The sequence below is a fragment of the Stutzerimonas sp. LR2 genome, assembly GCF_055755175.1.
On sequence record NZ_JBVTRR010000002.1, the window covers coordinates 405,725 to 430,194 of the forward strand.

25 protein-coding genes and 1 pseudogene are annotated in these 24,470 nt (G+C 64.1%); 8 read left to right on the top strand and 18 right to left on the bottom strand.

Annotation, left to right across the window (positions count from 1 at the left end; genetic code table 11):
* Positions 1–20 precede the first annotated feature (20 nt).
* From ACVRRC_RS08370 to ACVRRC_RS08380, 3 genes are all read right to left on the bottom strand, one after another.
* Positions 21–155: a hypothetical protein gene (locus tag ACVRRC_RS08370; RefSeq protein WP_013982366.1), complete on the bottom strand. Its 135-nt coding sequence runs from the start codon at positions 153–155 to the stop codon at positions 21–23.
* A gap of 236 nt (positions 156–391) precedes the next feature.
* Positions 392–1,081 carry an MOSC domain-containing protein gene (locus tag ACVRRC_RS08375; protein WP_019407111.1) on the bottom strand — a complete coding sequence of 230 codons (690 nt, stop codon included), beginning with the start codon at positions 1,079–1,081 and terminating at the stop codon, positions 392–394.
* Positions 1,082–1,089: 8 nt separating this feature from the next.
* Positions 1,090–1,278, bottom strand: a complete 189-nt coding sequence (locus ACVRRC_RS08380) for a hypothetical protein (protein WP_013982368.1) — start codon at positions 1,276–1,278, stop codon at positions 1,090–1,092.
* 106 nt (positions 1,279–1,384) lie between these two features.
* Here ACVRRC_RS08380 and dgt point away from each other — a divergent pair, with 106 nt between their 5' ends.
* Together dgt and ACVRRC_RS08390 are read left to right on the top strand one after the other, a co-directional pair.
* Positions 1,385–2,881, top strand: coding sequence for a dGTPase (gene dgt, locus ACVRRC_RS08385; protein WP_125856555.1), 1,497 nt, complete (start codon positions 1,385–1,387; stop codon positions 2,879–2,881).
* Between the two features lie 303 nt (positions 2,882–3,184).
* Positions 3,185–4,393, top strand: coding sequence for an ammonium transporter (locus ACVRRC_RS08390; RefSeq protein WP_192476205.1), 1,209 nt, complete (start codon positions 3,185–3,187; stop codon positions 4,391–4,393).
* 26 nt (positions 4,394–4,419) lie between these two features.
* On the opposite strand, the gene ACVRRC_RS08395 is transcribed toward ACVRRC_RS08390, so the two are convergent.
* A complete protein-coding gene (locus tag ACVRRC_RS08395; protein WP_472996847.1) occupies positions 4,420–5,352 on the bottom strand; it encodes a 2-hydroxyacid dehydrogenase in 933 nt (310 codons plus the stop codon).
* A 116-nt stretch (positions 5,353–5,468) separates the two neighbouring features.
* Here ACVRRC_RS08395 and ACVRRC_RS08400 point away from each other — a divergent pair, with 116 nt between their 5' ends.
* Positions 5,469–5,705 (top strand): DUF2789 domain-containing protein, encoded by a 237-nt coding sequence (locus ACVRRC_RS08400; RefSeq protein WP_011912753.1) that lies wholly within the window; start codon positions 5,469–5,471, stop codon positions 5,703–5,705.
* 47 nt (positions 5,706–5,752) lie between these two features.
* Here the strand turns inward: ACVRRC_RS08400 and ACVRRC_RS08405 are convergent, their stop codons facing one another.
* Positions 5,753–6,148, bottom strand: a complete 396-nt coding sequence (locus ACVRRC_RS08405; RefSeq protein WP_013982372.1) for a DUF3597 domain-containing protein — start codon at positions 6,146–6,148, stop codon at positions 5,753–5,755.
* A 182-nt stretch (positions 6,149–6,330) separates the two neighbouring features.
* Here ACVRRC_RS08405 and ACVRRC_RS08410 point away from each other — a divergent pair, with 182 nt between their 5' ends.
* The 3 genes from ACVRRC_RS08410 to ACVRRC_RS08420 all read left to right on the top strand — a co-directional run bounded on the left by ACVRRC_RS08410 (position 6,331) and on the right by ACVRRC_RS08420 (position 8,290).
* Positions 6,331–7,134, top strand: a complete 804-nt coding sequence (locus tag ACVRRC_RS08410) for an inositol monophosphatase family protein (protein ID WP_013982373.1) — start codon at positions 6,331–6,333, stop codon at positions 7,132–7,134.
* Between the two features lie 177 nt (positions 7,135–7,311).
* The gene (locus tag ACVRRC_RS08415) at positions 7,312–7,572 is read left to right on the top strand and encodes a hypothetical protein (protein ID WP_013982374.1); all 261 of its coding nucleotides are present in this window, start codon (positions 7,312–7,314) and stop codon (positions 7,570–7,572) included.
* 304 nt (positions 7,573–7,876) lie between these two features.
* Positions 7,877–8,290, top strand: coding sequence for an HPF/RaiA family ribosome-associated protein (locus tag ACVRRC_RS08420; protein ID WP_011912757.1), 414 nt, complete (start codon positions 7,877–7,879; stop codon positions 8,288–8,290).
* 42 nt (positions 8,291–8,332) lie between these two features.
* Here the strand turns inward: ACVRRC_RS08420 and ACVRRC_RS08425 are convergent, their stop codons facing one another.
* The gene (locus ACVRRC_RS08425; RefSeq protein ID WP_017245769.1) at positions 8,333–8,794 is read right to left on the bottom strand and encodes a DUF3597 domain-containing protein; all 462 of its coding nucleotides are present in this window, start codon (positions 8,792–8,794) and stop codon (positions 8,333–8,335) included.
* Positions 8,795–8,874: 80 nt separating this feature from the next.
* Positions 8,875–9,243, bottom strand: a complete 369-nt coding sequence (locus ACVRRC_RS08430; RefSeq protein ID WP_472996848.1) for a SpoIIAA family protein — start codon at positions 9,241–9,243, stop codon at positions 8,875–8,877.
* Positions 9,244–9,540: 297 nt separating this feature from the next.
* On the opposite strand from ACVRRC_RS08430, the gene ACVRRC_RS08435 reads away from it, so the two are divergent.
* Positions 9,541–11,136, top strand: coding sequence for a methyl-accepting chemotaxis protein (locus tag ACVRRC_RS08435; RefSeq protein ID WP_048328821.1), 1,596 nt, complete (start codon positions 9,541–9,543; stop codon positions 11,134–11,136).
* A gap of 87 nt (positions 11,137–11,223) precedes the next feature.
* Here ACVRRC_RS08435 and ACVRRC_RS08440 read toward each other — a convergent pair whose 3' ends face one another.
* The 10 genes from ACVRRC_RS08440 to ACVRRC_RS08485 all read right to left on the bottom strand — a co-directional run bounded on the left by ACVRRC_RS08440 (position 11,224) and on the right by ACVRRC_RS08485 (position 22,843).
* Complete coding sequence (locus ACVRRC_RS08440) at positions 11,224–11,505, bottom strand: peptidylprolyl isomerase (RefSeq protein ID WP_011912760.1); 282 nt, start codon at positions 11,503–11,505, stop codon at positions 11,224–11,226.
* Positions 11,506–11,604: 99 nt separating this feature from the next.
* Positions 11,605–12,576, bottom strand: coding sequence for a PstS family phosphate ABC transporter substrate-binding protein (locus tag ACVRRC_RS08445; protein ID WP_472996849.1), 972 nt, complete (start codon positions 12,574–12,576; stop codon positions 11,605–11,607).
* A 21-nt stretch (positions 12,577–12,597) separates the two neighbouring features.
* The gene (locus ACVRRC_RS08450) at positions 12,598–12,825 is read right to left on the bottom strand and encodes a hypothetical protein (protein WP_472996850.1); all 228 of its coding nucleotides are present in this window, start codon (positions 12,823–12,825) and stop codon (positions 12,598–12,600) included.
* A gap of 21 nt (positions 12,826–12,846) precedes the next feature.
* The gene (locus ACVRRC_RS08455; protein ID WP_472996851.1) at positions 12,847–14,007 is read right to left on the bottom strand and encodes a Na/Pi symporter; all 1,161 of its coding nucleotides are present in this window, start codon (positions 14,005–14,007) and stop codon (positions 12,847–12,849) included.
* A 189-nt stretch (positions 14,008–14,196) separates the two neighbouring features.
* Positions 14,197–15,732, bottom strand: a complete 1,536-nt coding sequence (gene glpD, locus ACVRRC_RS08460; protein ID WP_125459722.1) for a glycerol-3-phosphate dehydrogenase — start codon at positions 15,730–15,732, stop codon at positions 14,197–14,199.
* 430 nt (positions 15,733–16,162) lie between these two features.
* Entirely contained in the window at positions 16,163–16,921 is a 759-nt protein-coding gene (locus ACVRRC_RS08465) for a DeoR family transcriptional regulator (protein ID WP_013982384.1), read from the bottom strand.
* Positions 16,922–17,053: 132 nt separating this feature from the next.
* Positions 17,054–18,562, bottom strand: a complete 1,509-nt coding sequence (gene glpK, locus ACVRRC_RS08470; RefSeq protein ID WP_011912765.1) for a glycerol kinase GlpK — start codon at positions 18,560–18,562, stop codon at positions 17,054–17,056.
* A gap of 12 nt (positions 18,563–18,574) precedes the next feature.
* The gene (locus ACVRRC_RS08475) at positions 18,575–19,456 is read right to left on the bottom strand and encodes an MIP/aquaporin family protein (RefSeq protein ID WP_011912766.1); all 882 of its coding nucleotides are present in this window, start codon (positions 19,454–19,456) and stop codon (positions 18,575–18,577) included.
* 184 nt (positions 19,457–19,640) lie between these two features.
* Positions 19,641–20,405, bottom strand: a complete 765-nt coding sequence (locus tag ACVRRC_RS08480; protein ID WP_013982385.1) for a YoaK family protein — start codon at positions 20,403–20,405, stop codon at positions 19,641–19,643.
* Positions 20,406–20,482: 77 nt separating this feature from the next.
* The gene (locus ACVRRC_RS08485; protein ID WP_472996852.1) at positions 20,483–22,843 is read right to left on the bottom strand and encodes an SUV3 family DEAD/DEAH box RNA helicase; all 2,361 of its coding nucleotides are present in this window, start codon (positions 22,841–22,843) and stop codon (positions 20,483–20,485) included.
* 274 nt (positions 22,844–23,117) lie between these two features.
* Between ACVRRC_RS08485 and ACVRRC_RS08490 the strand changes: the two genes are divergently transcribed.
* Positions 23,118–23,555: a hypothetical protein gene (locus ACVRRC_RS08490; RefSeq protein ID WP_017245759.1), complete on the top strand. Its 438-nt coding sequence runs from the start codon at positions 23,118–23,120 to the stop codon at positions 23,553–23,555.
* Positions 23,556–23,595: 40 nt separating this feature from the next.
* Here the strand turns inward: ACVRRC_RS08490 and ACVRRC_RS08495 are convergent.
* Positions 23,596–24,390 (bottom strand): annotated as a pseudogene (locus ACVRRC_RS08495) (ion transporter).
* Positions 24,391–24,470: the final 80 nt, after the last annotated feature.

The following is a 24,470-nucleotide window of genomic DNA, read 5'->3' on the forward strand; positions in this document are numbered from 1 at the left end:
GGGCGTTGTGGCGATCAGGCTCAATGGGTGGCGGCGTGGGTGCCGAGCAGTGTGGTGGAACCGCTCTTCTTGTCGCGCTTGGCCATACGTTTTTCCTGTGCCGTTTTCATCGGCTTCTTCTTGCTGTTCTTCTTTGCGTCCATTCCCTTGCTCATGGTGTTCACCTCTGATTGCTGGCTGGACATGTCCTGATGGGCGAAGGCCTGACTGTCGCTGCAGGAGCGATGCCTGTTTCCGGCCTGCCGTCTTCCGTGACTGCTGCAGTATGGCATTGCTGGGCCGCAATGCACGCGTTGCGTTGCTTAGGACTGTTCCCGTTTCGTTGCAAGGCGCGTCGCTGCGCCAAACGACTCCCGCGCGGCCGCGTACGAAACGGGACAGACCCTAGGTATCAGTCGAACAGGCTGTGCTGGTCCCGCTGGCCGCGGAGCACGTCGTAACGCTGGCGAAAGATCGCCCGATAGTGCATGGCCAGAGGCTGCAGCTCGGCAAGTTGCAGCAGGCTGTCTCGCGGCTGGTTCGGATCGAGAAAGCAGCGCCACAAGTAGGCGACGCTTATGTCCGGGTGCGGGCGCTCCAGCAGTTGCAGCGTGTCGCCAGGGCGCACGTGGCCTGGCTCCAGGGTCCGATAAAGCCAGCCGGTGCGGCCACTCGCTGACAGCTCTCGCGCCAGACCGCGCATGCCGTGTCGGGTGTCCAGGCGCACGCAGGGCGAGCGCGGCTGACTCACCTCGATCAGCGCATCGCCCCAGCGCAGGCGATCACCGATGCACAGCTGCGCTTCGTTCAGCCCTTCGCCACCCAGATTCTCGCCGAAGGCGCCGAGCCCCAGCTGCGTGCGCAGCGGCGCAAAGCGCTGCGCCCAATAGAGGTAATGTTGCGTCGGGTAATGGCACAGGGCACGGTCCGGTCCGCCATGAAAACGCCGCTCGGCGACCCGGTCGCCCTGCAGGCCATCCCGGCCCAGCCAGAGCGGGCCGTCTGCCGGTTGCTTGTCCATCGCGGTCGCCTTGCGGCTGCCCGGCAGCGGGGTGAACGCATGGCACAGCAGTGGACCGCTAACGGTCCAGGACGCAGCCATTTTATCGCTCAAGGTTGGGCCAGACGTTCGAGTTCACGACGAACCATCGAGGCGTATTCCGGCGGGCTCAGGCGATACAGCTCGCCGGCGACCCAGTCCAGCCAGCGAGCGCCCAGAATGGCGCGCTGTTCGATCAGACGTTGGGCTTCGGCGCTGGCTCGTTCGGCGTTGCGGTGGTGGAAGTCGGCACGACTCACGGCTGGTCTCCGTCGCGATGTTCTGGCTGGCAGGTGGGCGGCGATGGTAAACCCGGAACGCTCGCGTTAGGCTCCGGGGCTGTTTGTCGCGCCATGAGAACGATGCATGTCCGAGCCCGTGAACTTCAAGCACAAGATTTCCCGTCAGCGTCCTTACGGCAAGGCCGAGCCCGGCCTGCGCGCCAGCGAGGGCAATCTGGGCGCGGTCATCGACCAGTTGGAAAGCGATCGCGGGCGCATCATCAATTCCGCGGCGGTGCGCCGCCTGCAGCAGAAGACGCAGGTCTTTCCGCTGGAGCGCAATGCCGCAGTGCGCAGCCGCCTGACCCACTCGCTGGAGGTGCAGCAGACCGGCCGCTTCATCGTCCGTACGCTCTACAAGCAGCTTGGCAGCCGTGCCGCGGCGTTCGGCCTGGATGGGCTGGAGACGGCACTGGAGAGCCTGGTGGAGATGACCTGCCTGATGCATGACATCGGCAATCCGCCATTCGGCCATTTCGGTGAATACGCCATCGGCGAATGGTTCGAGCGCCACCTGGATGAACTGTTCGCCGCTGCCGTGCCGCCAGGGCAGGGCGACACCGGGCTACGCCAGCGCATGCTCGATGACCTCAACCTCTTCGAGGGCAACGCTCAGGCGATTCGTCTGGTGGTCTCGCTGCAGCGCCTGAACCTGACCTACACCCAGACCGCCGGCCTGCTCAAATACGTCCGCCCGGCCTACATGCCGCGACCGGACAAAGGCACGCCGGGCGCCTATCTGCAGAAGAAGCCCGGCTTCTACCTCTCCGAAGAACCCTTCGTGCGTGCCTTGCAGGCGGCCCTCCAGATGGAGCCCTGCACGCGCCACCCGCTGGCCTACGTGATGGAGGCGGCGGACGACATTGCCTACTGCCTGGCTGACATCGAGGATTCGGTGGAGAAGGGCATCTTCAGCATCGAGCAGCTGGCACAGCTGCTGCTGGACAAGTTCGCCCTGCATGGCGACGTCGATGCGCCCGTGCCCGGTCCGGAGCGCAGTTTCCGCAGCATGGTCAGCTACGCCCTGGAGCGGGCGCAGAAGGAGCCGATCAACAAGGCCGGCGAGTTCTTCATCTGGCTGCGGGTGAACATGATCCACCCGCTGGTGCAGCACGCTGCCCGTCAGTTCATCGACAACATCGAAGCGGTGTACCACGGCACGCTGGACCGCGCCCTGCTCGAGGACGACAGCCTGCCCAACGCCATCGTGCAGACCTTCAAGGATGTGGCGATGGACAAGGTGTTCTGCCACCGCGAGGTGGAAACGCTGCAGCTGCAGGGCTATCGCATCCTCCAGGGACTGCTGGACTTCTATGCGCCGTTGCTGCGCGTGCCGGCGCCGGTGTTCGACGCGCTAACCCTGGGCGGCTGTCGCAGCGAGCCGCATCTGCAGATGCTGGCGCGGCGGCTGCCCAATCAGCTGGTCAAGGCCTATCACGAGGCGCTCAAGCCCCATGCCGAGACGTCGGACGATCGCCCGCTGTGGGAGTTCTACTACCGCAACCGCATGCTGCAGGACTTCATCAGCGGCATGACCGACCAGCTTGCCCAGGACGAATACCGCGCGCTGTCGGCGCTCTGAGCCCAGGTCAATCGATGAGGCTGAAGCCGGTCTCGGCAGCGCTCAGCGCTGCGCTTGGTACAGGCATTGCTATGGCTTGGTGCAGCAGTCGTCGTGCAAGCCCCGCAATGGCGCACGATGAAATCCCGGCAGTTCCCATAACCCGTTGAAAACAAAGGTTTCATGGTGCCTCGGCAATTCTACCGAGGCAGGCTCCGGCTGCAGGTGGCGGTAGTCGTCGCGTGCGCGGTGATGCATCTCGGTGCATTCGCACTCTGGCGATTACCGTTTTGGTGCGTATTCCCGCTGAGGCTGTAGTAACCCATGGAAAACCTCAACAGCGCCGTGGAAACCCTGGTCCATGGCTCCAATACCCTGTTCCTCCTGATGGGCGCGGTGATGGTGCTGGCCATGCATGCCGGCTTCGCCTTCCTCGAAGTCGGGACCGTGCGGCTGAAGAACCAGGTCAATGCCCTGTCGAAGATCATCACTGACTTCGCCGTATCGACCCTGGCGTACTTCTTCATCGGCTACTGGATCGCCTATGGCGTGACGTTCATGCAGCCGGCCGATCAGCTGGTGGCCGACCACGGCTATGCCCTGGTGAAGTTCTTCTTCCTGCTGACCTTTGCTGCGGCGATTCCGGCAATCATCTCCGGCGGCATCGCCGAGCGTGCGCGCTTCGGTCCGCAGCTGTGCGCGACGCTGTTGATCGTGGCGTTCGTCTATCCGTTCTTCGAAGGGCTGATCTGGAACGGCAATTTCGGTTTTCAGGCCTGGCTGGAGCACCAGTTTGGTGCACCCTTCCATGACTTCGCCGGCTCCGTGGTGGTGCACGCCATGGGCGGATGGCTGGCGTTTGGTGCGGTCATCCTGCTCGGACGTCGCAACGGCCGCTACCGCGACGGCCGGCTGGTGGCCTTCGCCCCGTCGAATATTCCGTTTCTGGCGCTGGGCTCGTGGATTCTCATCGTCGGCTGGTTCGGCTTCAACGTCATGAGTGCGCAGTCCATCGAAGGCATCAGTGGCCTGGTAGCAGTGAACTCGCTGATGGCGATGGTGGGCGGCACCGCCGCGGCCTGGCTGGCCGGCCGCAACGACCCGGGCTTCCTGCACAACGGCCCGCTGGCCGGGCTGGTGGCGGTTTGCGCCGGCTCAGATCTGATGCATCCGGTCGGTGCGCTGGCCACCGGCGCGATTGCCGGGGCGCTATTCGTCTGGGCGTTCACCGCCACGCAGAACCGCTGGAAAATCGACGACGTGCTGGGTGTATGGCCGCTGCACGGTCTGTGCGGGATCTGGGGCGGCATCGCCTGCGGCATCTTCGGCCAGGCGGCGTTGAGCGGGCTCGGCGGCGTCAGCCTGATCAGCCAGGTGATCGGCAGCGGTCTGGGCATGCTGGTGGCACTGGTTGGTGGCTTCGGCGTCTACGGCCTGCTCAAGCATTCCATGGGCATTCGCCTCAGCCAGGAGGAAGAATTCAACGGGGCGGACCTCTCGATCCATCGCATCGGCGCGCTCAGCCACGACTGAGGCGCTGCGCTGGCGCAAGCCGCGGCTCAATAACCGCGCTTGCGCTGCACCAGATGGCTGATCGGCCGGCCGTCGCGCAGGGCCTGCAGGTTCTGCGCGACGATCGACGCGGCGCTGCGCATGTCCGTCGCCGCGGCGCTATGCGGCAGGACCGTCACGCGCGGATGGCACCAGAACGGATGGTCCGTCACCAGCGGCTCCTGGCGAAACACATCCAGCACCGCACGATCGAGTTGCCCGCTGTCCAGCGCCTGCAGCAGGTCGGCTTCCACCAGGTGCCCGCCACGGGCGAGGTTGACCAGAGCAGCGCCGCGGCGCATGGCGGCGAAGAACCGTCGGTCCAGCAGATCGGCGGTCTGTGCGGTGAGAGGCAGCAGGTTGATCACGATGTCACTGCGTGCCAGCAGCGGCCACAGCGCTTCCAGGCCGTGCTCCAGCGCCATGCCGGCGATGGCGCCACCGTGCAGATTCCAGCCGGTCACCCGGTAACCCGTTTCCAGCAGCCGCCGCGCGCAGGTCCGGCCCATCTGGCCCATGCCCAGCACGGCTACCTCGATCTCGTCGGCGCGCCGCTGCGGCAGAGGGTACCAGTGGCGATCGCGCTGCTGTTGCGCATAGTCGAAGAAGCGGCGATGCAGCGAAAGCGTTGCCCACAAGGCGGTTTCCGCCATGGCCGCGCTCATGGCCGGGTCGACCATGCGCGCCAGGGGCACGTCCGGCAGGCTGGGATCGTCCAGCAGACGATCGACGCCGGCCCAGAGCGACTGGATCAGGCGCAGCCCGGGCAGGCCTTGCAGGGAGCCTGGCGGTGGGTTGGCAACCACGGCGGCGACGATGCGCCCGGCGCTCTGCGTCGGGGCGTGCAGGTGCCAGCGGGCATCGGGCATGGCGCGTTGCAGCTCGACGAGCCAGGCGTCGCGTTCTTCGCTGTCGAAGCTGCCGCAAAGCAGTAGGTCCATGGAATGGCTCCAGGTGGGCGAAGCGGAACTGTAGTCAGCCGCGGAGTCTCTGAATAGGCAAGTCACGGACCGCGCTCGCGCCGTCCGGCCCATTGACCAAGCCCAAGGAGAATCTCATGGAACTGCCCAACAAAGACCTCGGCACCCTGTTCGAACAGCTCGGCCTGGAATCCGATCCTGCCAGCATCGATGCCTTTATCGCCAAGCACGGCCGGTTGCCGGAGGATGTCCGTCTGGCCGATGCCCCCTTCTGGAACGAGTCGCAGCGCGCGTTCCTGCGTGACGAATGGGTCGAGGACGCCGAATGGGCGCCCATCGTGGACGAGCTGAACGTGCGCCTGCACGAGCATTGATCGCCACGCAGGCTGCGGCAGCGACCGCAGCTTGCGCGGGCTGTGGCTCAATCCAGCAGATCGGCCGGCACATTGCCGCCGTTCTCGGCCAGCCGCTTCAGCACGGCCTTGTGCAGCCACAGATTCATCTGCGCCGAATCGCCCATTTTGTCCGCTGGGCAGCCGAGTTCGGTGGCAAGCTCCTTGCGCGCCGTCAGGCTGCTGTCCAGGCCCAGCAGCTTGAGCAGGTCGACGATGGAGGTGCGCCAGTTGAGCTTTTCCGGATGATTGTTGGCCATACCGTCCAGCTTCGCGGCTACGTCTACCTGATCCACGGCAGGCGTCGTGGGTGCGCCGGCACCACCGGTGGACGCTTCCGGCGGGGTAGTGGGTGCGGTGCTGTCCGGCTCGGCGTGCGCCCGGCCGATGCCGATCTTTTCCAGAATCGAACTGAACAAGCCCATGAGGATTCTCCTGTCTGCGTGGATACGTGAGCCTTGGCTCGCAGTTAGGACCGCCGGCGCTTCGATTAGTCGCGCCTCGTTGCTCGTGGCCGGCTACCAGCCGAAGCCGTCGGGCTGCACACCACTCCTCGTGCTGGGCCTCACGTCCGCCTAGAATGCCGCTTTTGCCCGGGAAATCCGCCATGAGCAACCTCGACATCGACGCCCGCTATGCCTGCGCCAAGAGCCTTGCGCTGGAAGCTGCGCAGCTCGGCATGACCTATTACCGTCAGCGCGAGACACTGGATGTGGAGCACAAGGGCAGCGATCGCCAGGACGTGGTCAGCATCGCCGACAAGCGCATCGAGGACTTCATTCGCGGGCGGCTCGCCGAACGTTTTCCCGAAGACGGCTTTCTCGGCGAGGAGAGCGGCTCGGCCGGTCTCAAGGCACGCTGCGTCTGGGTCATCGACCCCATCGACGGCACCGCCTGCTTCGTCAACGGCCTGCACAACTGGTGCGTCTCCATCGGACTGCTGGTGGACGGCGAACCGCACGTCGGCGCGATCGCCGATCCGAATCACGACGAACTCTTCCATGGTTGCCTTGGCCGGGGCGCCTACGTCAACGAGACGCCGCTCAGAGCCAGCACCGCGACCCACGTGTGCGAGGGGCTGACCGGCGCCGGTACCTTCCATCCACGCGGCAAGGAACATTTCATTCCGTTTCTGGAGAAACTGCTGGCCGAAGGCGGCATGTTCATCCGCAACGGCTCCGGCGCGCTGATGACCGCCTACGTCGCTGCGGGTCGCCTGATCGGTTACTACGAGACCGAACTCAAGAGCTGGGACTGCCTGGCCGGGCTGGTGCTGGTGGCCGAAGCGGGTGGCCTGCGCAACGACTTCTTCCGTAACGACGGTCTGCTGCGAGGCAATCCGTATCTGGTGGCGGCGCCCGGGGTATACAGCCAGCTGGCCAAACTGATCGGCCCTTCGCTGGATGCCTGAGCCGCGCGTTCGTCGATCGCCGCAGGCGCGGTCCGCAGCCTGTGCTATACCGTTGTGACGCACCGAGGGCCGGCCTATCCGCCTGGCCCGCTCTGAACAGGGGGGAATTCCGGCAGCCATCGGGCCCGAGCCAACCTGCGTGATCGATGGCTGCCCGCACATAGCGAGGTAACGATCATGACCATGATGCAATGCACCTACCGCGACCACATCATCACCGCCGAGGTGATGGAATATCCTGGCACCTCCACTCCCTGGGCCGGCGGCTGCCGGATCACCGCCCCCGACGGACACGTCACCCGCCGCCTGCCGCTGCCACTCGAGCATGCGTTCATGGACGAACTGGACAAGGCCCAGCGGTTGTCCATCGCCCACGGCAAGTGGCTGGTGGACCAGCACCTCGACCACGGGCGCGAGCTGTTTCAGAAGGCCGCCTGACCGCTCTTGCTACTGCGCGCCGGACGCCTGCGTTCGGCGCGTTTTTGTTGTCCTGGATCAGGCCGATAGCACTTGGATAGGGCTCAGCGGCCCCTCCGCGCACGAGGCTGCGTGCCGGCATTTTCAGACCCATGCTGGCATTGGCTGCAATTGCGCAGTCTTCCTGAGTGCAACGCCATCACGTCGCATTGCCCAGGAAAGGTTCGGCGACATTTGGCGCATTGCTTAATGATCCAAACGGTGGCATAGCTATCACCAAGCCACCGGCAACGGTGGTGTTCATAAGCGGAAGTAAGGACGACTTATGCAAATCCAGGTTCATAGCGATAACCACATCGAAGGCAGTGCCCGTCTGGCTGATTGGGTCAGTGCCAGTGTCGCAGGCAAGCTGGACCGGTATGACGACGAGCTGACACGTGTCGTCGTGCACCTCAACGACGAAAACGGCGACAAGGCCGGCGCGCATGACAAGCGCTGCCAGATCGAGGCGCGGCCCAAGGGCCTGCAACCCATCTCCGTCACCCACAAGGCTGAATCGTTGGAGCTGGCCATCGACGGCGCGGTCGACAAGCTGAGCAATGCGCTCGCTCACCAGTTCGGCAAGCTGCGCAGCAAGCGCGCCGGCGCCCAGCCGCAGATGATCGACGGTGCCGTAGCCGGTCGCGACGCGCTACTGGAGGAAGATTTCCTCGCGGACGAACTGGTCCGCAATTCATAAGCCCCCGATGAAGGGCCTTCCCAGCGGAAGGCCCTTCGCGCATCAGTGCAGCAGTTCCGGCGGAATGCTTCCGCCATTCTCGGCCAGCTTCTTCATCACCGCGCGGTGCAGCCACATGTTCATCTGCGCCGTATCGGCCATCTGATCGGGCGGGCAGCCCAGCTCGGTGGCAAGCTCCCGGCGCGACTCCAGGCTGCTGTCGAGGCCCAGCAACTTCATCAGGTCGACGATCGAGGTGCGCCAGTTCAGCGCTTCGGGGTGTGCCGCCGCCTTCGCTTCCAGCTGCGCTACCACGTCCACGCCACGGGCGGCGGCAGTCGGCTGGTTCAGATCCCTGTCCGGCCCGAGTGTCGCGTTGGTAGTGGTCGACGGCCGCTCGCTCAGTGTTATGCCTTCGGCGCTGGAGTGGGTGGCGTCAGCCGGCGGCGTGTCGGCCTTGCGCTCCGCTTCGTTGGAGACATCGCCCAGGCCGAGCTTCGCCTTGATCGAATCGAAAAGTCCCATGTCCGTTCTCCGTGCTGTTGGTGTCTGCGTTCGACAACAACCCACGGCGTGCCATTCGTTCCACAGGTCGGTTCGCTCGGTCAGCTGTGTTCGAGCCAGGCGAGGGCTTCGGCTTCCTGGTGCAGATCGAAGGCCTTGATGGTCAGTCCGGGAATCAATGCGCCCTCGATTTCGCTGGCCTTGCGCAACCACTCCTTGCCGGCGATCACCGCACAGCGGTCGAAGCGGCGGATGAAGCGCAGCAGCTGGGGCAGGCGTGACAGCTCCACGCCGACGGCACCCAGGGTCGGCAGATCGAAGTCGCCGATGCGGTAGAGCATGCGGCCGTGGCTGATGCCTTCGGACTTGAATAGCAGGTCGTCCAGCGCGGCGCGCATGGCCTGGCTGTCCAGCTTGCCGGAGAAGTCGATATCGATGCGGTTTTCGCCTCTGCGCGATACCTGAAACATGACGAGTCCCTCTCGGTTCTGTGGGTGGCCGCGATGTCCTCAGACCATAGTCGCTGCGAGGGGATCGAGCCAAAAAAACAGGCGAAACGCGGGCGATTCCATTGACCTGGATCAGCATACGAAGCGTTGATCCGTGCGTTAGCAAAAGTGCCTGCAGGCCGCGTGGTGCCTGGCTTTCAAGGCGGCGGACCAACGGTATCAAGTTGCTCGCTGGCCGGCCGAGAAACGGAATAACTGCGACGCCAGCGAGTGGCGGCGGCGCGTTCTTTCCTGCTTTTCTGCAGTTGGAATTCCTTCATGACCAGCACCTTGGCGAACGTCATCCAGTCCGTACTGCGCGGGCTGGGCCTACGTACCATCAACCTGCAATTTTTCTTTTCCTACAGCCTGATCTTCCTTTGCGCGGCGCTGACCGCCGGGGTGCTGTTCATGTCCAGCAAGGACGCCAGCCAGATCGACATGGCCGGCGCGCAGCGCATGCTCAGCCAGAAGATGATGAAAGAGGCGCTGCTCGCTGCGCAGGGCATCGGTAGCCCGGCGGATGTCGACAAGACCATCCAGCGCTTCGAGCAATCCCATCGGCTGCTGCTCAACGGCGACAGCGCCCAGGGTATCGTCCGCGTCGAGCTGGCCAGCGCACAGCCGTACCTGCAGCGCGTCGATCAGATCTGGCAGCGCTACCGTCCCGCCGTACAGGCGCTGGCCGCAGGGCAGAGCGCCGATCTGAAGACCCTGGCCGGCGACTCCAACGATATTCTCGCGGCCTCCAACGAAGTGGTGTCGCTGATCTCGGCGCAGGCCAATCGCAGTGCCTCCCAGCAGCTGTGGGTCGCGCTGGGTTCCACCCTGTGCATCCTGCTGCTGGTGGTGCTCGGACGGATCGCCGGCATGAACTGGCTGATGCTGCAGATCGACGAGCTGCGCGGGCGCCTGGAGAAGGTCAGCCAAGGCGATTTTTCCGCGCCGCTGCAGGTGCGTCATGCCGATGACGAGATGGGCAGGATCACCCTGGCCTACAACAGCCTGCTGGGTCAGGTTGGCGAGATGATCCGCGGCGTGCGCCAGGCGGCCGATGACGCTGACGGGCAATGCAAGCACATGGCGAACCTGGCCGGGGACAGCGCGCGCAATGTGGAAGGCCAGCAGGCGGAGATCGATCAGGTCGCTACTGCCATGAATGAAATGCTCGCCACCTCCCAGGAAGTTGCACGCAGCACTGTCGAGGCCGCCAATGCCGCTGACGTCGCCGAGCAGGAAACCAACGCCGGCAGCGCCGTGATGAACGAATCTGTCGGCGCCATCCGCACGCTCAGTGGCCATGTCGATGGCCTGGCGGACGTGATGCAGCAGCTGGTGCTCGACAGCCACGAGATCGGCAAGGTGCTCAACGTGATCAGCGGCATCGCCGAGCAGACCAACCTGCTGGCGCTCAACGCAGCCATCGAGGCAGCACGGGCCGGTGAGCAGGGCCGCGGTTTCGCGGTAGTTGCCGACGAGGTGCGCAGCCTCGCCAGTCGCACCCAGAGTTCGGCCAAGGAGGTCGGCGTGCTGGTCGAGCGCCTGCAGAGCCAGGCCTCGCGCGCCGGGCAGGCCATGGATGCCTCGCGCCAGAGCAGCACCATCACCCTGACGCAGATCGAGGCGGCGCAACATGCGCTGGGCCAGATCGTCGGTGCGGTGCAGACCATTCGTGGCATGACCAATCAGATCGCCACGGCTGCCGAGGAGCAGTCGCAGGTCGCCGAGGACATGAACAAGTCGCTGACGCGCATCGCCCAGGTGGCTGATCAGGCGGCGAGCGTCACGCACGATACCGCGGCATCTGGCAATACCATCATGCAGAGCATGAATGGGCTCAAGACGCTGACGGGGCGTTTCCGCCTACAGGCGTGACAGGAAGGTGAGGCGGGGAGGTGCGGCGGATAGCGCACCGCTCGGTGCGAGTGCCCCCGCGCATGGACGCGCGGGGACAGGGGTGGATCAATCCTGGCGGCTGGTCACTTCCAGCAGGTGATAGCCGAACTGCGTCTTCACCGGGCCCTGCACGACATTCAGCGGCGCGCTGAACACCACGGTGTCGAATTCCTTGACCATCTGACCCGGACCGAACGAACCCAGATCGCCGCCCTGGCGGCTGGACGGGCACGTGGAGTTTTCCTTGGCGACCTGGGCGAAGTCGGCGCCGCCTTCGATGGCAGCTTTCAGCTCGTTGCACTTTGCTTCAGTGGAAACCAGGATGTGGCGGGCAGTGGCTCGGGCCATGGTGTGTACTCCTGTGGAAAAGCTGCGAGCCTACCGCAATTGCCCTGCGAGTCAAACGTCGTGGGTGATCGTACCCGCAGTGCACCGGCTCAAGGGTTCTCACCGAGTGCCCGCTGGATCCGCCGCCGGCGCTGCGTTGAACGACTCGAGACTTTGCAGGCTCTGCGCGTAGCGCTCGGCGCGCAGCGGCATGAAACCGGTGAAGTGGATCCAGGTCGGCAGGCCTTGCAGGTAATGCATCACGAATGCTCGTGTGGTCGGCTTTTCCTGCAGGCTCCGCTCGCTCAGATAGATGAAAAGCGGCCGGGTCAATGGCTGGTAGTGCGCCTCGCTGACGGTTTTGAGCGTCGGGTAGACCGGGCCCTTGCCACTGTCGATGGCAAGCAGCTTCAGCTCGTCCCAGTGCCGGTGATAGGCGCCGATTCCGAAGAATCCGAGCGCATCCGGCTCGGCAGCGATGCCGGCGGCCAACTGCTCTTCGTTCTCGCTGGCGGTATAGTCCTGGCGGCTGCGATGCGCCTCGCCGACGATCTGCTTGGTGAAGACGTCGTAGGTGCCGGAGTCCTGACCTCGGCCGAACAGTTTCACCGGCCGGTCGGGCCAGCCGGCACGGATGTGACTCCAGTGCCTGACCTTGCCTTCGGCTGCGGGCGTCCAGAGTTTCTTCAGCTCTTCGACGGTGATGTCGCTCGCCCAATCATTGCTCGGGTGTATGACGACCGTGATCGCGTCCATGGCCAGGGGCACTTCACGATAGCCGATGCCGTTCTGCGCGCAGAGTGCCTGCTCGTTGCTGTTCATCCTGCGCGAGGCGTCGTTGATGTCCGTCTTCCCCGTACAGAAGCGGCGAAAACCAGCGCTGGTCCCGGAAAACGCCACCTCGATCGGATGCCCAGGCTGCGCGCGCTGGAAACGGCTTACCGCTTCGCGGGTCAGTGGGTAAACGGTGCTGGAGCCATCGATGAGCAGCCCTTCGGCGGCGGATTCGGCAGCGCTCACGGCTGGCGTGGATGCCAGCTGCAGGCCAAGCGAAAGACTGATCAGCAGTAGCGGGCCGGTTTTGACATGCATGCTGTCGCTCCTTGGCCTGGCTCAGGGCTTGGCCTTCAGCCAATAGTGCTTCAGTGAGTTCCAGAACACCTGCAGGCTGTGGAAGCGGGTGTCTACCGCATTGATGTAGTCATCCAGCCGATCGATTTCCCGATGCTGGGCCTGTTGTTCCTGAGCATCGATCTGCTTGAGCTGTGCTTCGAGCTCATTGAGCGATTCGCGCAGTTCGCGGATGCGATTCTCGGTCTGGCTACGACGTTCGCTTTGCATAGGTGCGGGCTCCCGACCAGGTCAGAGTTGGCTGCCGCCGATCAACAGCAGAGGCAGGCCGAAAAACACACCGCCGATGTAGGCCCCGACGTACAGCTTGCTGCGTTGCGCCAGACCGGCGAGATGCGTGGCGATGGCAGGCGGAACGCCGCGCAGGAACGGTAGTACGTAGATCAGGACGATTCCGAACAGGTTGAACAGCAGATGTACCAGTGCGATCTGCATCGCCAGTTCGGCGGTGGGCCCGGAGATGGCGGTGGCCGCCAGCAGCGCGGTCACGCAGGTTCCGATGTTGGTGCCGAGGGTGAACGGATAGACCTGTTTGAGCGAAAAGACACCGGTTCCTGCCAGTGGCACGATCAGCGCGGTGGTGGTCGATGAGGATTGCACCAGGATCGTGATGATCGTTCCCGAGGCGATCCCCGAAACCGGGCCACGCCCGACGCTGGTGTGCATGATCTCTTTGGCGCGGCCGACCATGACCCTGCGCAGCACCTTGCCGATGGCCTGGACCACGAACAGGATCAGGCCGATCCCGATGACGATCAGCGCGACACCAGACCAGACCTGGCTTGGCAGCCAGGCCACGCTGGCGTTCAGCAGGTCGCTGGCAGGGGTGAGGAGAGTCTTCATGAAGTTCACGCTCTTCATGTCGACGCTTGTGCTGTCGCTGACCAGCAGGCCGGCCAGAACTTCGGACATCTGCGCCAGCGGATGGAACAGCAGTTCCAGCGGCAGGAGGATCGCCACCGCCGTGATATTGAATGCGTCATGCACGGTTGCGGCCGCGAAGGCCCGGTGAAATTCGACGCCGTTGCGCACATGGCCGAGGCTGACAATGGTGCTGGTGAGGGACGTACCGATGTTGGCGCCCATGATCAACGGGATCGCGATCGGAATGGGCAGCCCGCCGGCAACCATCCCGACAATGATGGACGTTACGGTGCTGGAGCTCTGGATCAGTGCGGTCGCTGCAACACCGATCATCAGGCCGACAAAGGGGTTGGTGGCGAACGCGAACAGTTCCTTGGCGTTGTCGCCGACCGCCGCTTTGAAGCCATCTCCGATAGCGCCGACGGCTGCCAGCAGCAGATAGATCAGTGTGATGACCAACAGCCACGACAGCCATTGGCGCGTAGCGGGTGTGGAGTGGTCGGCTAGGGCGCCGGTATTCGTCGTCATCTGGCAACTCCCGCGAGCAGGTCGGTCGCTCGACGGTGTGCCATGGGTGTGAACGCTTGATGACCGACGCGGCCTGTACGGATGAACGGTGCCCTTGGGATTGAACCGTTTCCTGCTCGATCGAGCGTATGCGACCGGTCAGTACCAGATCCGCACGAGCCTGCGTAAGGCAGGCCCGTGTTCTTGCGCTCAGGCCGCGTCGCTGCTGTGGGTGGACTCAGCAGCCGGTCGCTCCGCCAGATAGCGTGCCAGGCGGGATTTTTCCGGCTCGCTGAAGGCCAGGCCGAGTTTGGTGCGTCGCCAGAGAATGTCGTCCGGCTGCATTGCCCACTCATCCCGGCAAAGGTACTCGACCTCCTGCGCATAGAGCTGTTGGCCAAGGTCTTCACCCAGGGCGTCGAGGGAGCGGGCGTCGCCGAGCATCCGCCAGACGCGATTGCCGTACAGCGTGGCCCATCGTTTGGCCAGGGGCAGCTCCAGCCCTTGCACATGGGCGACCAGTGCCTCGGCCAGTGCTTCGGGCGTGCCCATGTCTTCGCCGCCGGGCAGCGCGGCATCGGCCGTCCAGCTGTCGCCCATGCCGGGGAAAAATGGCTTGAGCTGAGCCATCGCCGATTCGGCGAGCTTGCGGTAGGTGGTCAGTTTGCCGCCGAATACCGAGAGCAGCGGCGCCTGCTTTTCCTCAGCAACCAGCGATAGGGTGTAGTCACGGGTGACGGCAGACGGATTGTCCGATTCGTCATCGCACAAGGGGCGAACGCCTGCGAAGGTATGCACGATGTCCCTGGGTTCCAGCTGCTTGCGAAAGTGCGTATTGGCCACACCCAGCACGTAGGCGATCTCTTGCTCGGTGATGCTCACCTGGGCCGGATCGCCGTGATACTCGCGGTCGGTGGTGCCGATCATGGTGTAGCGGTCCAGGTAAGGAATGGCGAAGACGATACGCCGATCTTCGTTCTGCATGATGTAGGCCTGCTCACCTTCATACAGCCTGGGCACGATGATGTGGCTGCCCTGAATCAGGCGGATGCCGTACGGCGAGCGCTGCTGCAGATTCTCGCCGATGAACTGTGCGACCCAGGGACCCGCGGCATTCACCAGGGCCTTGGCCTTTAGCGAGAAGCGACTGCCGTCCTCGCGCTGCAGCTCGACGTGCCAGATGCCCCCAGCACGTTTGGCGCTCAGGCACAGCGTGCGGGTATGGATATGCGCCCCTTTTTCCCGCGCCGCCATGGCGTTGAGCACCACCAGGCGTGCGTCGTCGACCCAGCAGTCGGAGTACTCGAAACCGCGGGTGATGGCCGGCTTGAGCGGGCTCTCGCTGCCGAAGCGTAACCCCTGCGACGCCGGCAGTTTCTTGCGCATGCCCAGATGGTCATAGAGGAACAGACCGGCGCGGATCATCCACGCCGGGCGCAGGTGAGGGCGGTGCGGCAGCACGAAGCGCATCGGTTTGACGATATGCGGCGCCTTGGCCAGCAACACCTCGCGCTCGGCCAGTGCCTCGCGGACCAGTCGGAATTCGTAGTGTTCCAGATAACGCAGCCCGCCATGAATGAGCTTGCTGCTCGCTGATGACGTATGACTGGCCAGGTCGTCGCGTTCGCAAAGGAACACCGACAGCCCACGGCCGGCGGCATCGGCCGCGATGCCGACACCATTGATACCGCCGCCGATCACGGCGATGTCATAAAGCTCGGAGACGGGCTGGGCAATATGGGGCACGGGTTCCTCCTCGAATACGAATGCGATGTTCGTTTTTGAACATGCTATTCATGAATGAACATTATTGAAAGTGAAAAATGTTCGAAATCGATAAAAGGAAGGGCGGGTTTCTGCTCCGCGGGCATGGTTGTTCCGTCTGGCTCGTGGTCGCGGTCGCTTCCAGCGGCTTGGCATCGCTCGAGGGAACGACTTGTCCGCGAACAGGTGCGGCAGAGCAGGGGCGATGCAGAGGGCTTCCACGCTTAGGGCGTGGGCGCCGGCTGCTGACATTGGCAGGTCGCGCGCGCGCCCAGGCGGAGCATGCGGACAATAGGCGGGGCGGGTGAATCTTAGCCGGCCGCCGTTAGCGGCCTGGACGATGGCGACCGCGGGTCCTGGATTCTCCGTTCGTGGGAGCGGACCGGGCCGCGAAGAAGGGCTGACGCCGAACCTAGTCGGCGATCTCCAGATGCACCTTGTACCGTGCCAGCAGTTCGGCGAACACGTCGTCCGGCTGGGTATCGGTGAACAGGCAGTCGATCTGCTCCAGGGAGCCGAGCCGGGTCATGGCGCTGCGGCCGAACTTGCTGGAGTCCGCGGCGAGGAAGACCTTGCGTGCGTTATGGATGATCGCCTGGGAGACGCGGACTTCCTGGTAGTCGAAGTCGAGCAGGGTGCCGTCCTCGTCGATGCCGCTGATGCCGATCAAGGCGAAATCGACCTTGAACTGGCTGATGAAGTCTGCGGTTGCCTGGCCCACCACGCCGCCGTCGCTGCGCACGTTGCCGCCTGCGATCAGCACGTCGAAGTCTTCCTTGGTGCTGAGGATGCTCGCCACATGCAGGTCATTGGTGATGATCTTCAGATCGCGATGGTTGAGCAGGGCGCGGGCGATGGCTTCGGTGGTGGTACCGATATTTATGAACAGCGAAGCCTGGTCGGGGATGCGTGCGGCCATGGCGGTGGCGATGCGCTGTTTTTCGTCACGCATCTGATGCGCGCGCTGGCTGTATGCAGTGTTCTGCACGCTGGAGTCGTAGGCCGCGCCGCCGTGGTAGCGCCGCAGCAGGCCGGCGTCGCCCAGCTGATTGATGTCGCGGCGGATGGTCTGCGGGGTGACGGCGAAGTGCCGGGCCAGTTCGTCGATGCTCACATAGCCGCGTTCGCGCACGAGTTCGAGAATGTTCTGCTGTCGGGGCGCTAGGCTCATGGGGCTTCCTTGTTCGCGGTGGTGGCGGAAGCATGCCCCAGTCTGACGTTCGATTAAAGCGCGCTTTGTTCGAATTCGCGCAATACCGCGCCTGCCTGCGACCCGGTCGCGGGCAGGCGCGGGGTGGGCTTCTCAGTCCTCGGCCCAGTTGCGGGTGCGCTCGACCGCCTTCTGCCAGCCGCGATAGAGCGCTTCGCGCTGTTCGCTTCCGCACGCCGGTTCGAACACGCGCTCGATGCTGCTCTTGCTGCGCAATTCGTCGAGGTCACTCCAGAAACCGGTCGCCAGCCCGGCCAGGTAGGCCGCACCAAGGGCGGTGGTTTCCTTCATCTGTGGGCGCTCGACCTGGGTGCCGAGCAGGTCGGCCTGGAACTGCATGAGGAAGTTGTTGGCCACGGCGCCGCCATCCACACGCAGGGCGCGCAGGCGCTCGCCGGCATCCTGCTGCATGGCGTCGAGCACGTCGCGGGTCTGGTAGGCGATGGATTCCAGCGCAGCACGGATCAGGTGATCGACCTTGACCCCGCGGGTCAGGCCGAACAGTGCGCCGCGGGCACGCGGGTCCCAGTAGGGCGCGCCAAGGCCGGTGAACGCCGGCACGAGGTAGATGCCGTTGCTGTCCGGCACCTTGGTGGCGAAGTACTCCGAATCCAGCGATTCGTTGAGCACCTTCAGTTCGTCACGCAGCCACTGCACGGTGGACCCGCCATTGAAGATGGCGCCTTCCAGCGCGTAATTCACTTCGCCCCGCGGCCCGCAGGCGATGGTCGTCAGCAGACCATGTTCGGACTGCACTGCCTTGGTCCCGGTATTCATCAGCAGGAAGCAGCCGGTGCCGTAGGTATTCTTGGCCTGGCCCGGTTCGACGCACATCTGGCCGAACAGCGCGGCCTGCTGATCGCCGGCAATGCCCGCGATGGGAATGCCGGTGCTCTGGCCGGAACCGATATAGGCGTGGCCGTAAACTTCCGAGGATGAGCGCACCTCCGGCAGCATCTCGCGGGGAATGTCCAGCGCTTCGAGCATCACCGGGTCCCAGTCCAGCTTGTGGATATCGAACAGCAGCGTGCGCGACGCGTTGGTGTAGTCGGTGACGTGGGCCTTGCCCTGGGTCATCTTCCAGATCAGCCAGCAGTCGACGGTGCCGAACAGCAGCTCGCCACGGCGAGCGCGCTCGCGGCTGCCTTCGACGTGATCGAGAATCCACTTGATCTTGGTGCCGGAGAAGTAGGGGTCGATCACCAGACCGGTGGTCTTGCGGATGTGGTCTTCCATGCCGTCGCGCTTGAGCTGGTCGCAGATCGGCGTGCTCTGGCGGCTCTGCCAGACGATGGCGTTGTAGATCGGACGGCCGGTTATCTTGTCCCAGACGATGGCGGTCTCGCGCTGGTTGGTGATGCCGATGGCGGCCACCTGCTCGTTGGTGATGCCGGCCTGGGCCAGGGCTTCGACGAACACGCCGCTCTGGGTCGCCCAGATTTCCATGGGGTCATGCTCGACCCAGCTCGGTTGCGGGTAGATCTGCGCGAACTCGCGCTGGGCGATGGTCACCACGTTGGCGTTGCGGTCCAGCACGATGGCGCGGGAACTGGTGGTGCCCTGGTCGAGGGCGACGATGAATTGCTTGTTCTGGTTGCTCATGGCGACGTTTCCTTAGCGAACTTTGCTGACATCGGGCTGCGCGGAGCCCATTTCGGCAGTGGCCTTTTCCTTGGGTTTGGGTGCATCACAGGCGGCCGAGCCAACCCCTGGCAGGTGCCGGCAGATGAGTGCCTTGTAACCTGCAGCGCCGAGGCAGGCACCGAGAATCGGGGCGAAGATCGGAACCAGGAAATACGGGATGTCTCGCCCACCGGTGAAGGCCACGTCACCCCAACCGGCCAGGAAGGTCATCAGCTTAGGCCCGAAATCCCGCGCCGGATTCATCGCAAAGCCGGTCAGCGGTCCCATCGCACCACCGATCACGGCGATCAGCAGGCCGATCAGCAAAGGGGCGAGCGGGCCGCTGGGCAGGCCATTGCCGTCATCGGTGATGGCCATGATCATCGCCAGCAGAATGGCCGTAATCACCACTTCCACAAGGAACGCCTGACCGAACGACAACGAGGCGTGCGGATAAGTAGAGAAGATCGACGCGAGCTCGAGACTCTCGACGCTGCCGCGAACCATCTGCTGGGCCTGTTCGAAATCGAAAAACAGGCTGCTGTACAACCCGTAGACCAATGCCGCGGAACAGAAGGCGCCGGCCACCTGCGCCAGGATGTAGGCCGGCACCCGGTGCCGCTCGAAGGTGCCGAACAGCCATAGTGCGATGGTGACGGCCGGGTTCAGATGGGCACCGGAAACGCCAGCGGCAAGGTACACCGCCATCGAAACGCCGATACCCCAGATGATGCTAATTTCCCACAGCCCCAGGTCGGCGCCGCCGAGCTTGAGCGCTGCGACGCAGCCGGTACCGAAGAAGATGAGAAGGGCAGTGCCGAGAAATTCGGCGATGCATTGTCCCTTGAGCGTCGGGACGATGGGCGTACTCATGCGCGGAGCCTCGTTCGTTTGTTTTTGTTTTATTCCGAGCACTGCGTGGGTTCGGAATTGTTCGGAAACGAAAACTTAGAGGCAAAGAAAGCCGCTGTCAAAGTAAAAAATCGAACATTTTTCAGGCTGGCCACGGAACCAACGGGTGCTGCTGTGGTCAGCGCCGATTCGCTGGGGCGGTGATTCAGCGCCGCCGACGCCAGAGGCGCCAGCCTAGCCGCAAGTCGTCGGCCATCGGCACCAGCGCCAGAGTCAGCAGCAGAGCGGCCAGCGGTACGGTGGAGAGAAAGCCGAAGTGCTTGAAGCCCAGTGCGCCGCTCAGGCCGCCGATAAAGAAGCTGCCGACCAGCAACGCATTGATGCGCAGACGTTCGCGATTGGCCCGCACCGGCGGCAGTTCACCATCGCGATTGCGGTTGAAATAGATCAACCGCCCCAGCTCGATGCCGATGTCGGTCACCATTCCGGTGATGTGCGTGGTGCGCACCTCGGCGTTGGAAAGCTTGGTGATGATCGCGTTCTGCAGGCCCATGATGAAGCACAGCAGCACCACCGTCAGCGGCACGAAGAAGCCCGGAACCGACATCAGCTGCGCGCCGAGGATACCGAACAGCAGCAACAGCCCGGCTTCCAGCGCCAGCGGCAGGGCGTACTGGCTGTGCAGTCGGCGCCGTCGCGAAAAGTTGATCATCAGCGTCGAGCACATGGCGCCCAGGACGAACGAGAGCAGTGCGCCGAAGCCAGCCAGCGCCAGATCGGTGGCGCCGAGGGCGAGGTTGTCGGCCATCGCCGAGACGATGCCGGTCATGTGCGAGGTGTATTGCTGCACGGCCAGAAAGCCTCCGGCGTTCGCCGCGCCGGCGACGAAGGCCAGGCAGAGTCCGAGCTGGCGGTTGCTGCGGGTGGAGCGTCGGCGATCGGTCAGGCGACGGGCATAGTTGATCGGCATGCGGGGCTCGCGCTTGGCGGCAAAGCGGCGATTATAGCGACGCGCGCGGGCCTATCTCGCGTGTCGGCAAGCGAAACTCAGCGCCGCCGGCCTGCCTTGCGCCCGCCACCGCGCTTCCCCGCCCGTGGCTTGCGCTGGCGCGACAGCTCGCGGGTGATGGCATCGTTGAGCAGCTTGCGGGCCTCCTCGCCATCGTCGTGTTCGGGAAAATGCTCGGGGAGGCTGCGGGCCAGGTGCAGGTAGGTTTCCACCACGTGCAGCGTGCTTTCCAGACTGGCCAGGTCGGCGCCGAGCAGCAGGCGCGGCATGGGGATGGCGTGGCCTTCGGCGACGCGCTTGATCCAGCGCTGTGCATGCTGGCTGGCCGGACTGTCGAAACCGCCGCGGATCGGCGTGCAAGCGAACGTCCAGCGCAACCAGAGTGGGATTTTCGGATCGTCGATCAGCTCGATCCACTCGGCCAGTTCGTCCGGCAGCACCGAGACGAACGCTTCGCCGTAATTGATGTTGCGGTTGAAGGTCAGCCAGGACCGCAGCAGGCTCGGCTCGCCCATCAGCTCGGAGATGGCGGACAGGTGATCGATGGATGGGCGCACCTGGAACTGGCTGAGGTCCACCGGCGCGTCCGGACTGTTGAACAGGCGGCGGATGGACTTGAGCGTCTGCGGGTCCAGCGCGGTGATTTCGCCGCTGTCGTGGTGGCCGAAACGGCCCGCGCGGCCACCGATCTGCTTGACCTCCTGCACCTTGAGCTGGCGATTCTGGATGCCGTCGAATTTCTCGTCGGTGTAGAAGCACAGTGTGTGCGCCGGCAGGTTGAGGCCCATGCCCACCGCGTCGGTGGCGACCATGATGTCCGCCTCGCCTTCGCGGAAGCGGCGGGCCTGCTCGCGGCGCACCTCCGGCGAAAGCGCGCCGTAGACCACCGAGACGCTCTTACCGGCGCTTTCGAGCATGCCCTTGAGTTCCAGCACCAGCTTGCGGCTGAACGCCACCAGCAGCGAGCCGGGCTCCAGGCGCTCCAGCGTGGTGGCGTGCTTGGCCACCTCCACTGGCGACAGGCGCTTGGTGCGCTGCACTTGCAGCTGGTCCTCGCAGAGTTCGCAGAGCGTGCGCAGCGACGGCTCGATCAGCGCCGGGCCGGTCATCATCAGCTTCGGCGTATGCGCGCTGACCAGCGCATCGACCCAGGCCCAGCCGCGTTGCGGGTCGGCCATCATCTGCACCTCGTCGACCACCACCACGTCCCAGTGCTGGTGCCGGAAGCGGGCAAATTCCTCCACGGTGCAGCAGAAGTGCGTGGCGCCTTCGCGAATGATTTCCTCCTCGCCGGTGACCAGCGAACAGGGCACGCCCATCGATTCGATGCGCTCCTGATTCTCCAGTGCCATCAGACGTAGCGGCGAGAGGTAGATGGCGTGCTCGGCGGCGGCCATCGCCTCGATGGAGCGGTGCGTCTTGCCGCTGTTGGTCGGGCCGAGCAGGGCGATCCAGCGTCGCGTCAGCCGGCGCGCCGGATAGAGCTTGTGGTAATGGACGAAGCGCGGGTTGTTTTCCAGCAGCACGGCGAAGGCCATGCGCTCCTCATGCTCGCGGCGCGCGGCGCGAATTGCCTTGCGCATGCGTCCGGGTTCGAGCGCGATGAGTTCGGTGAGGCGCTTGTGGCCGAGCTGCTGCAGGTCGAAGCCGTCGGCGAGTTCGAGCATGCGTTCGAAGCTGGCCTGCAGGTCGGCCCGGTCCTGACGTTGCCAGGCCTCGACTTCGGCAGCGCTGAGCAGGTGGTCCTGGTCGGCGGGAATGCGCCGCTGCAGTTCCAGCTCGAGCGGGCCATGGTGCAGCGTCACCAGATAGCGCAGGTCGTTGCGGATCTCGTTGACCGCGGCGACCGCGTGCTGCAGGAACTCGTCGAGTCGCGACAGCTCCGGCCGGATCCGCGCGAGGCAGCGCTGGCGGTCCTCTTCGTCCATCTCGGCGAAGGGCTGCTCGAGCAACTGCAGACGACCGCGTACGTACTGCTGGACGGCCGCCTGGAGATTGCCTGGGAAGTCGTCACGCTGCGGGCTGTCGGCCAGGCGCAGTGCCCATTCCGGTTCCAGCAGGTGGGCGGGCGAACCCAGGGTGAACGTCTTCGGGCTGCCGTACACATCGATGTTGCAGGGGATCTCGCCGAGGTCGCGGCTGACGATCCGCTCGAGCAGTTCATCCGTCGCGGGCTCGGCCATCAACTGGTCCACTGCCGGGCCTTGCAGCCCCAGCCAGAACGCTTTTGCCGCCCGGCCGAGCCCCGGCATCGGGTAGCCGATATAGGGAGCAAACCACTTTTCCTGGTGGTGCTTCTTCGCGACGAAATCCGGATAACGCGCCATTGCCCACTCGATGAACCGCGCCAGGCGCTCGAGCCTGATGGATTTGAACTGCTTGCCTCCGGCCTTTGCCATGATCGACGCCTTTGCTGATCAGTGTTCTGTTACGACTCGTGCGGCGGCCATTTGCTCGACCGGCCGGCGATTATAGGCCGCGCGGTAAAGGTTTCCGGGCGGCGTTGGGCTGACGTGACCACGATCAAGAAAGCGAGCCGTCCGTCGCTATGGCGGTTGGCCATTATGCTTGCGGTGCCCTATAGTGCGCGCCGCAATGGATGGCCGACAGCCCGGCTGTGCCGGACTGGACGAGAGCTGTCACTGCACGACAGACAAACAAGGGACTAACTCGATGAATGCCAAACACGTTCTGGCCGTAGCCGTTACTGCCGCACTGCTTTCTGCCTGTACCGCCACCACTTCGCTCCGCTCCACCGATCCTGATCTGGCCATCAAGATCAACCAGGACGCTCCGCTGGTGCTGAAGAACCCGGTCAGCAAGACCTACAAGGCCACTAGCTTCGGCCAGTACCGTTTCCGCGCCGAGAAGCCCGGCATGGAGCCCATGTACGGTCTGATCCCGCTGAAGTTCAACAGCGGCTATCTGGTCGCCGACATCCTCTTCTTCGCACCCGCCGCGTTCTACAACCTGCGCGAGGTCTACCCGTTCTACGAGTTCGATGTGGAGAAGGGCGAAGTCCGCTACAAGAAGAACGAAGCCGACCAGTGGACCGTGTACAAGCCGACGCCGGCAGAAGTAGCCCGCGCGCAGGCCTACTTCGCTAATTGATCAGCTCGGCAGCCCTTGTGCCTTCATGGCGCAAGGGCTCTCAGTTCAACTCCCCTCGCTCCACCGTATCGCGATCTTCACGGCGCTTGTCACTCAGCTGCAGCTTCAGGCTGCGCACTTCCTCGGTGAGACACTCCACCTGCAGCAGCAGCCGCTGCATGGCTTCACGATTGGCCAATTGCTCGCGGTTGCCTTCCTCGCTTCTGTCGGCAACGAACAGCGAACCGATATACGCCGCGAAGCTGCCGAAAAGACCTACGCCTGACACCATCAGCAGCACAGCAACGATGCGACCTTCGGTCGTGACTGGGTAGAAATCGCCGTAGCCGACCGTGGTGACGGTAACAAACGCTCACCACAATGCTTCTTCGGGAGTGTTGATCGAACTCTGCGGGTTGGGTGCCTCGACCAGCAGCATGGTCAGCGCGCCGAATGCCACCAGCACCATGGTCGCGGTGGCGGCAGAAGCGACGATGCCCTCGGCGCGATTGCGGAACAGGATTCGCCAGATCAGCCGCAGCGACTTGATCGCCCGTAGCACCCGCAGCACCTGGAAGGCGCGGAACAGCTTGGCTGCCTGCAATCCGCCGGCCGGCACACTGGCCAGCAGATCGATCCAGCCCCAGCGCATGAAGCGCAGCTTGTCTTCCGCCTGTTGCAGGCGCATCCAGAAATCGAGGAAGAAAAAGAAGCAGACGACGTTGTCCAGATAACCGAGCAACGTCGAAACATCGTCAGGCAGGTCGAATACCAGGTCGGCTACCAGTGCGCCGATCACATAGACAGACAGGACCAGAATCAGGATCTGAAAGGGGGTGACGGGGCGCTGCTTCATGGATTGACCGTGAGTCGTGAACTGCGAAAAGCGCGCAAGTCTAAAGCACCGGCTCGGTGTCGCGTGGATATCGGAGAAGA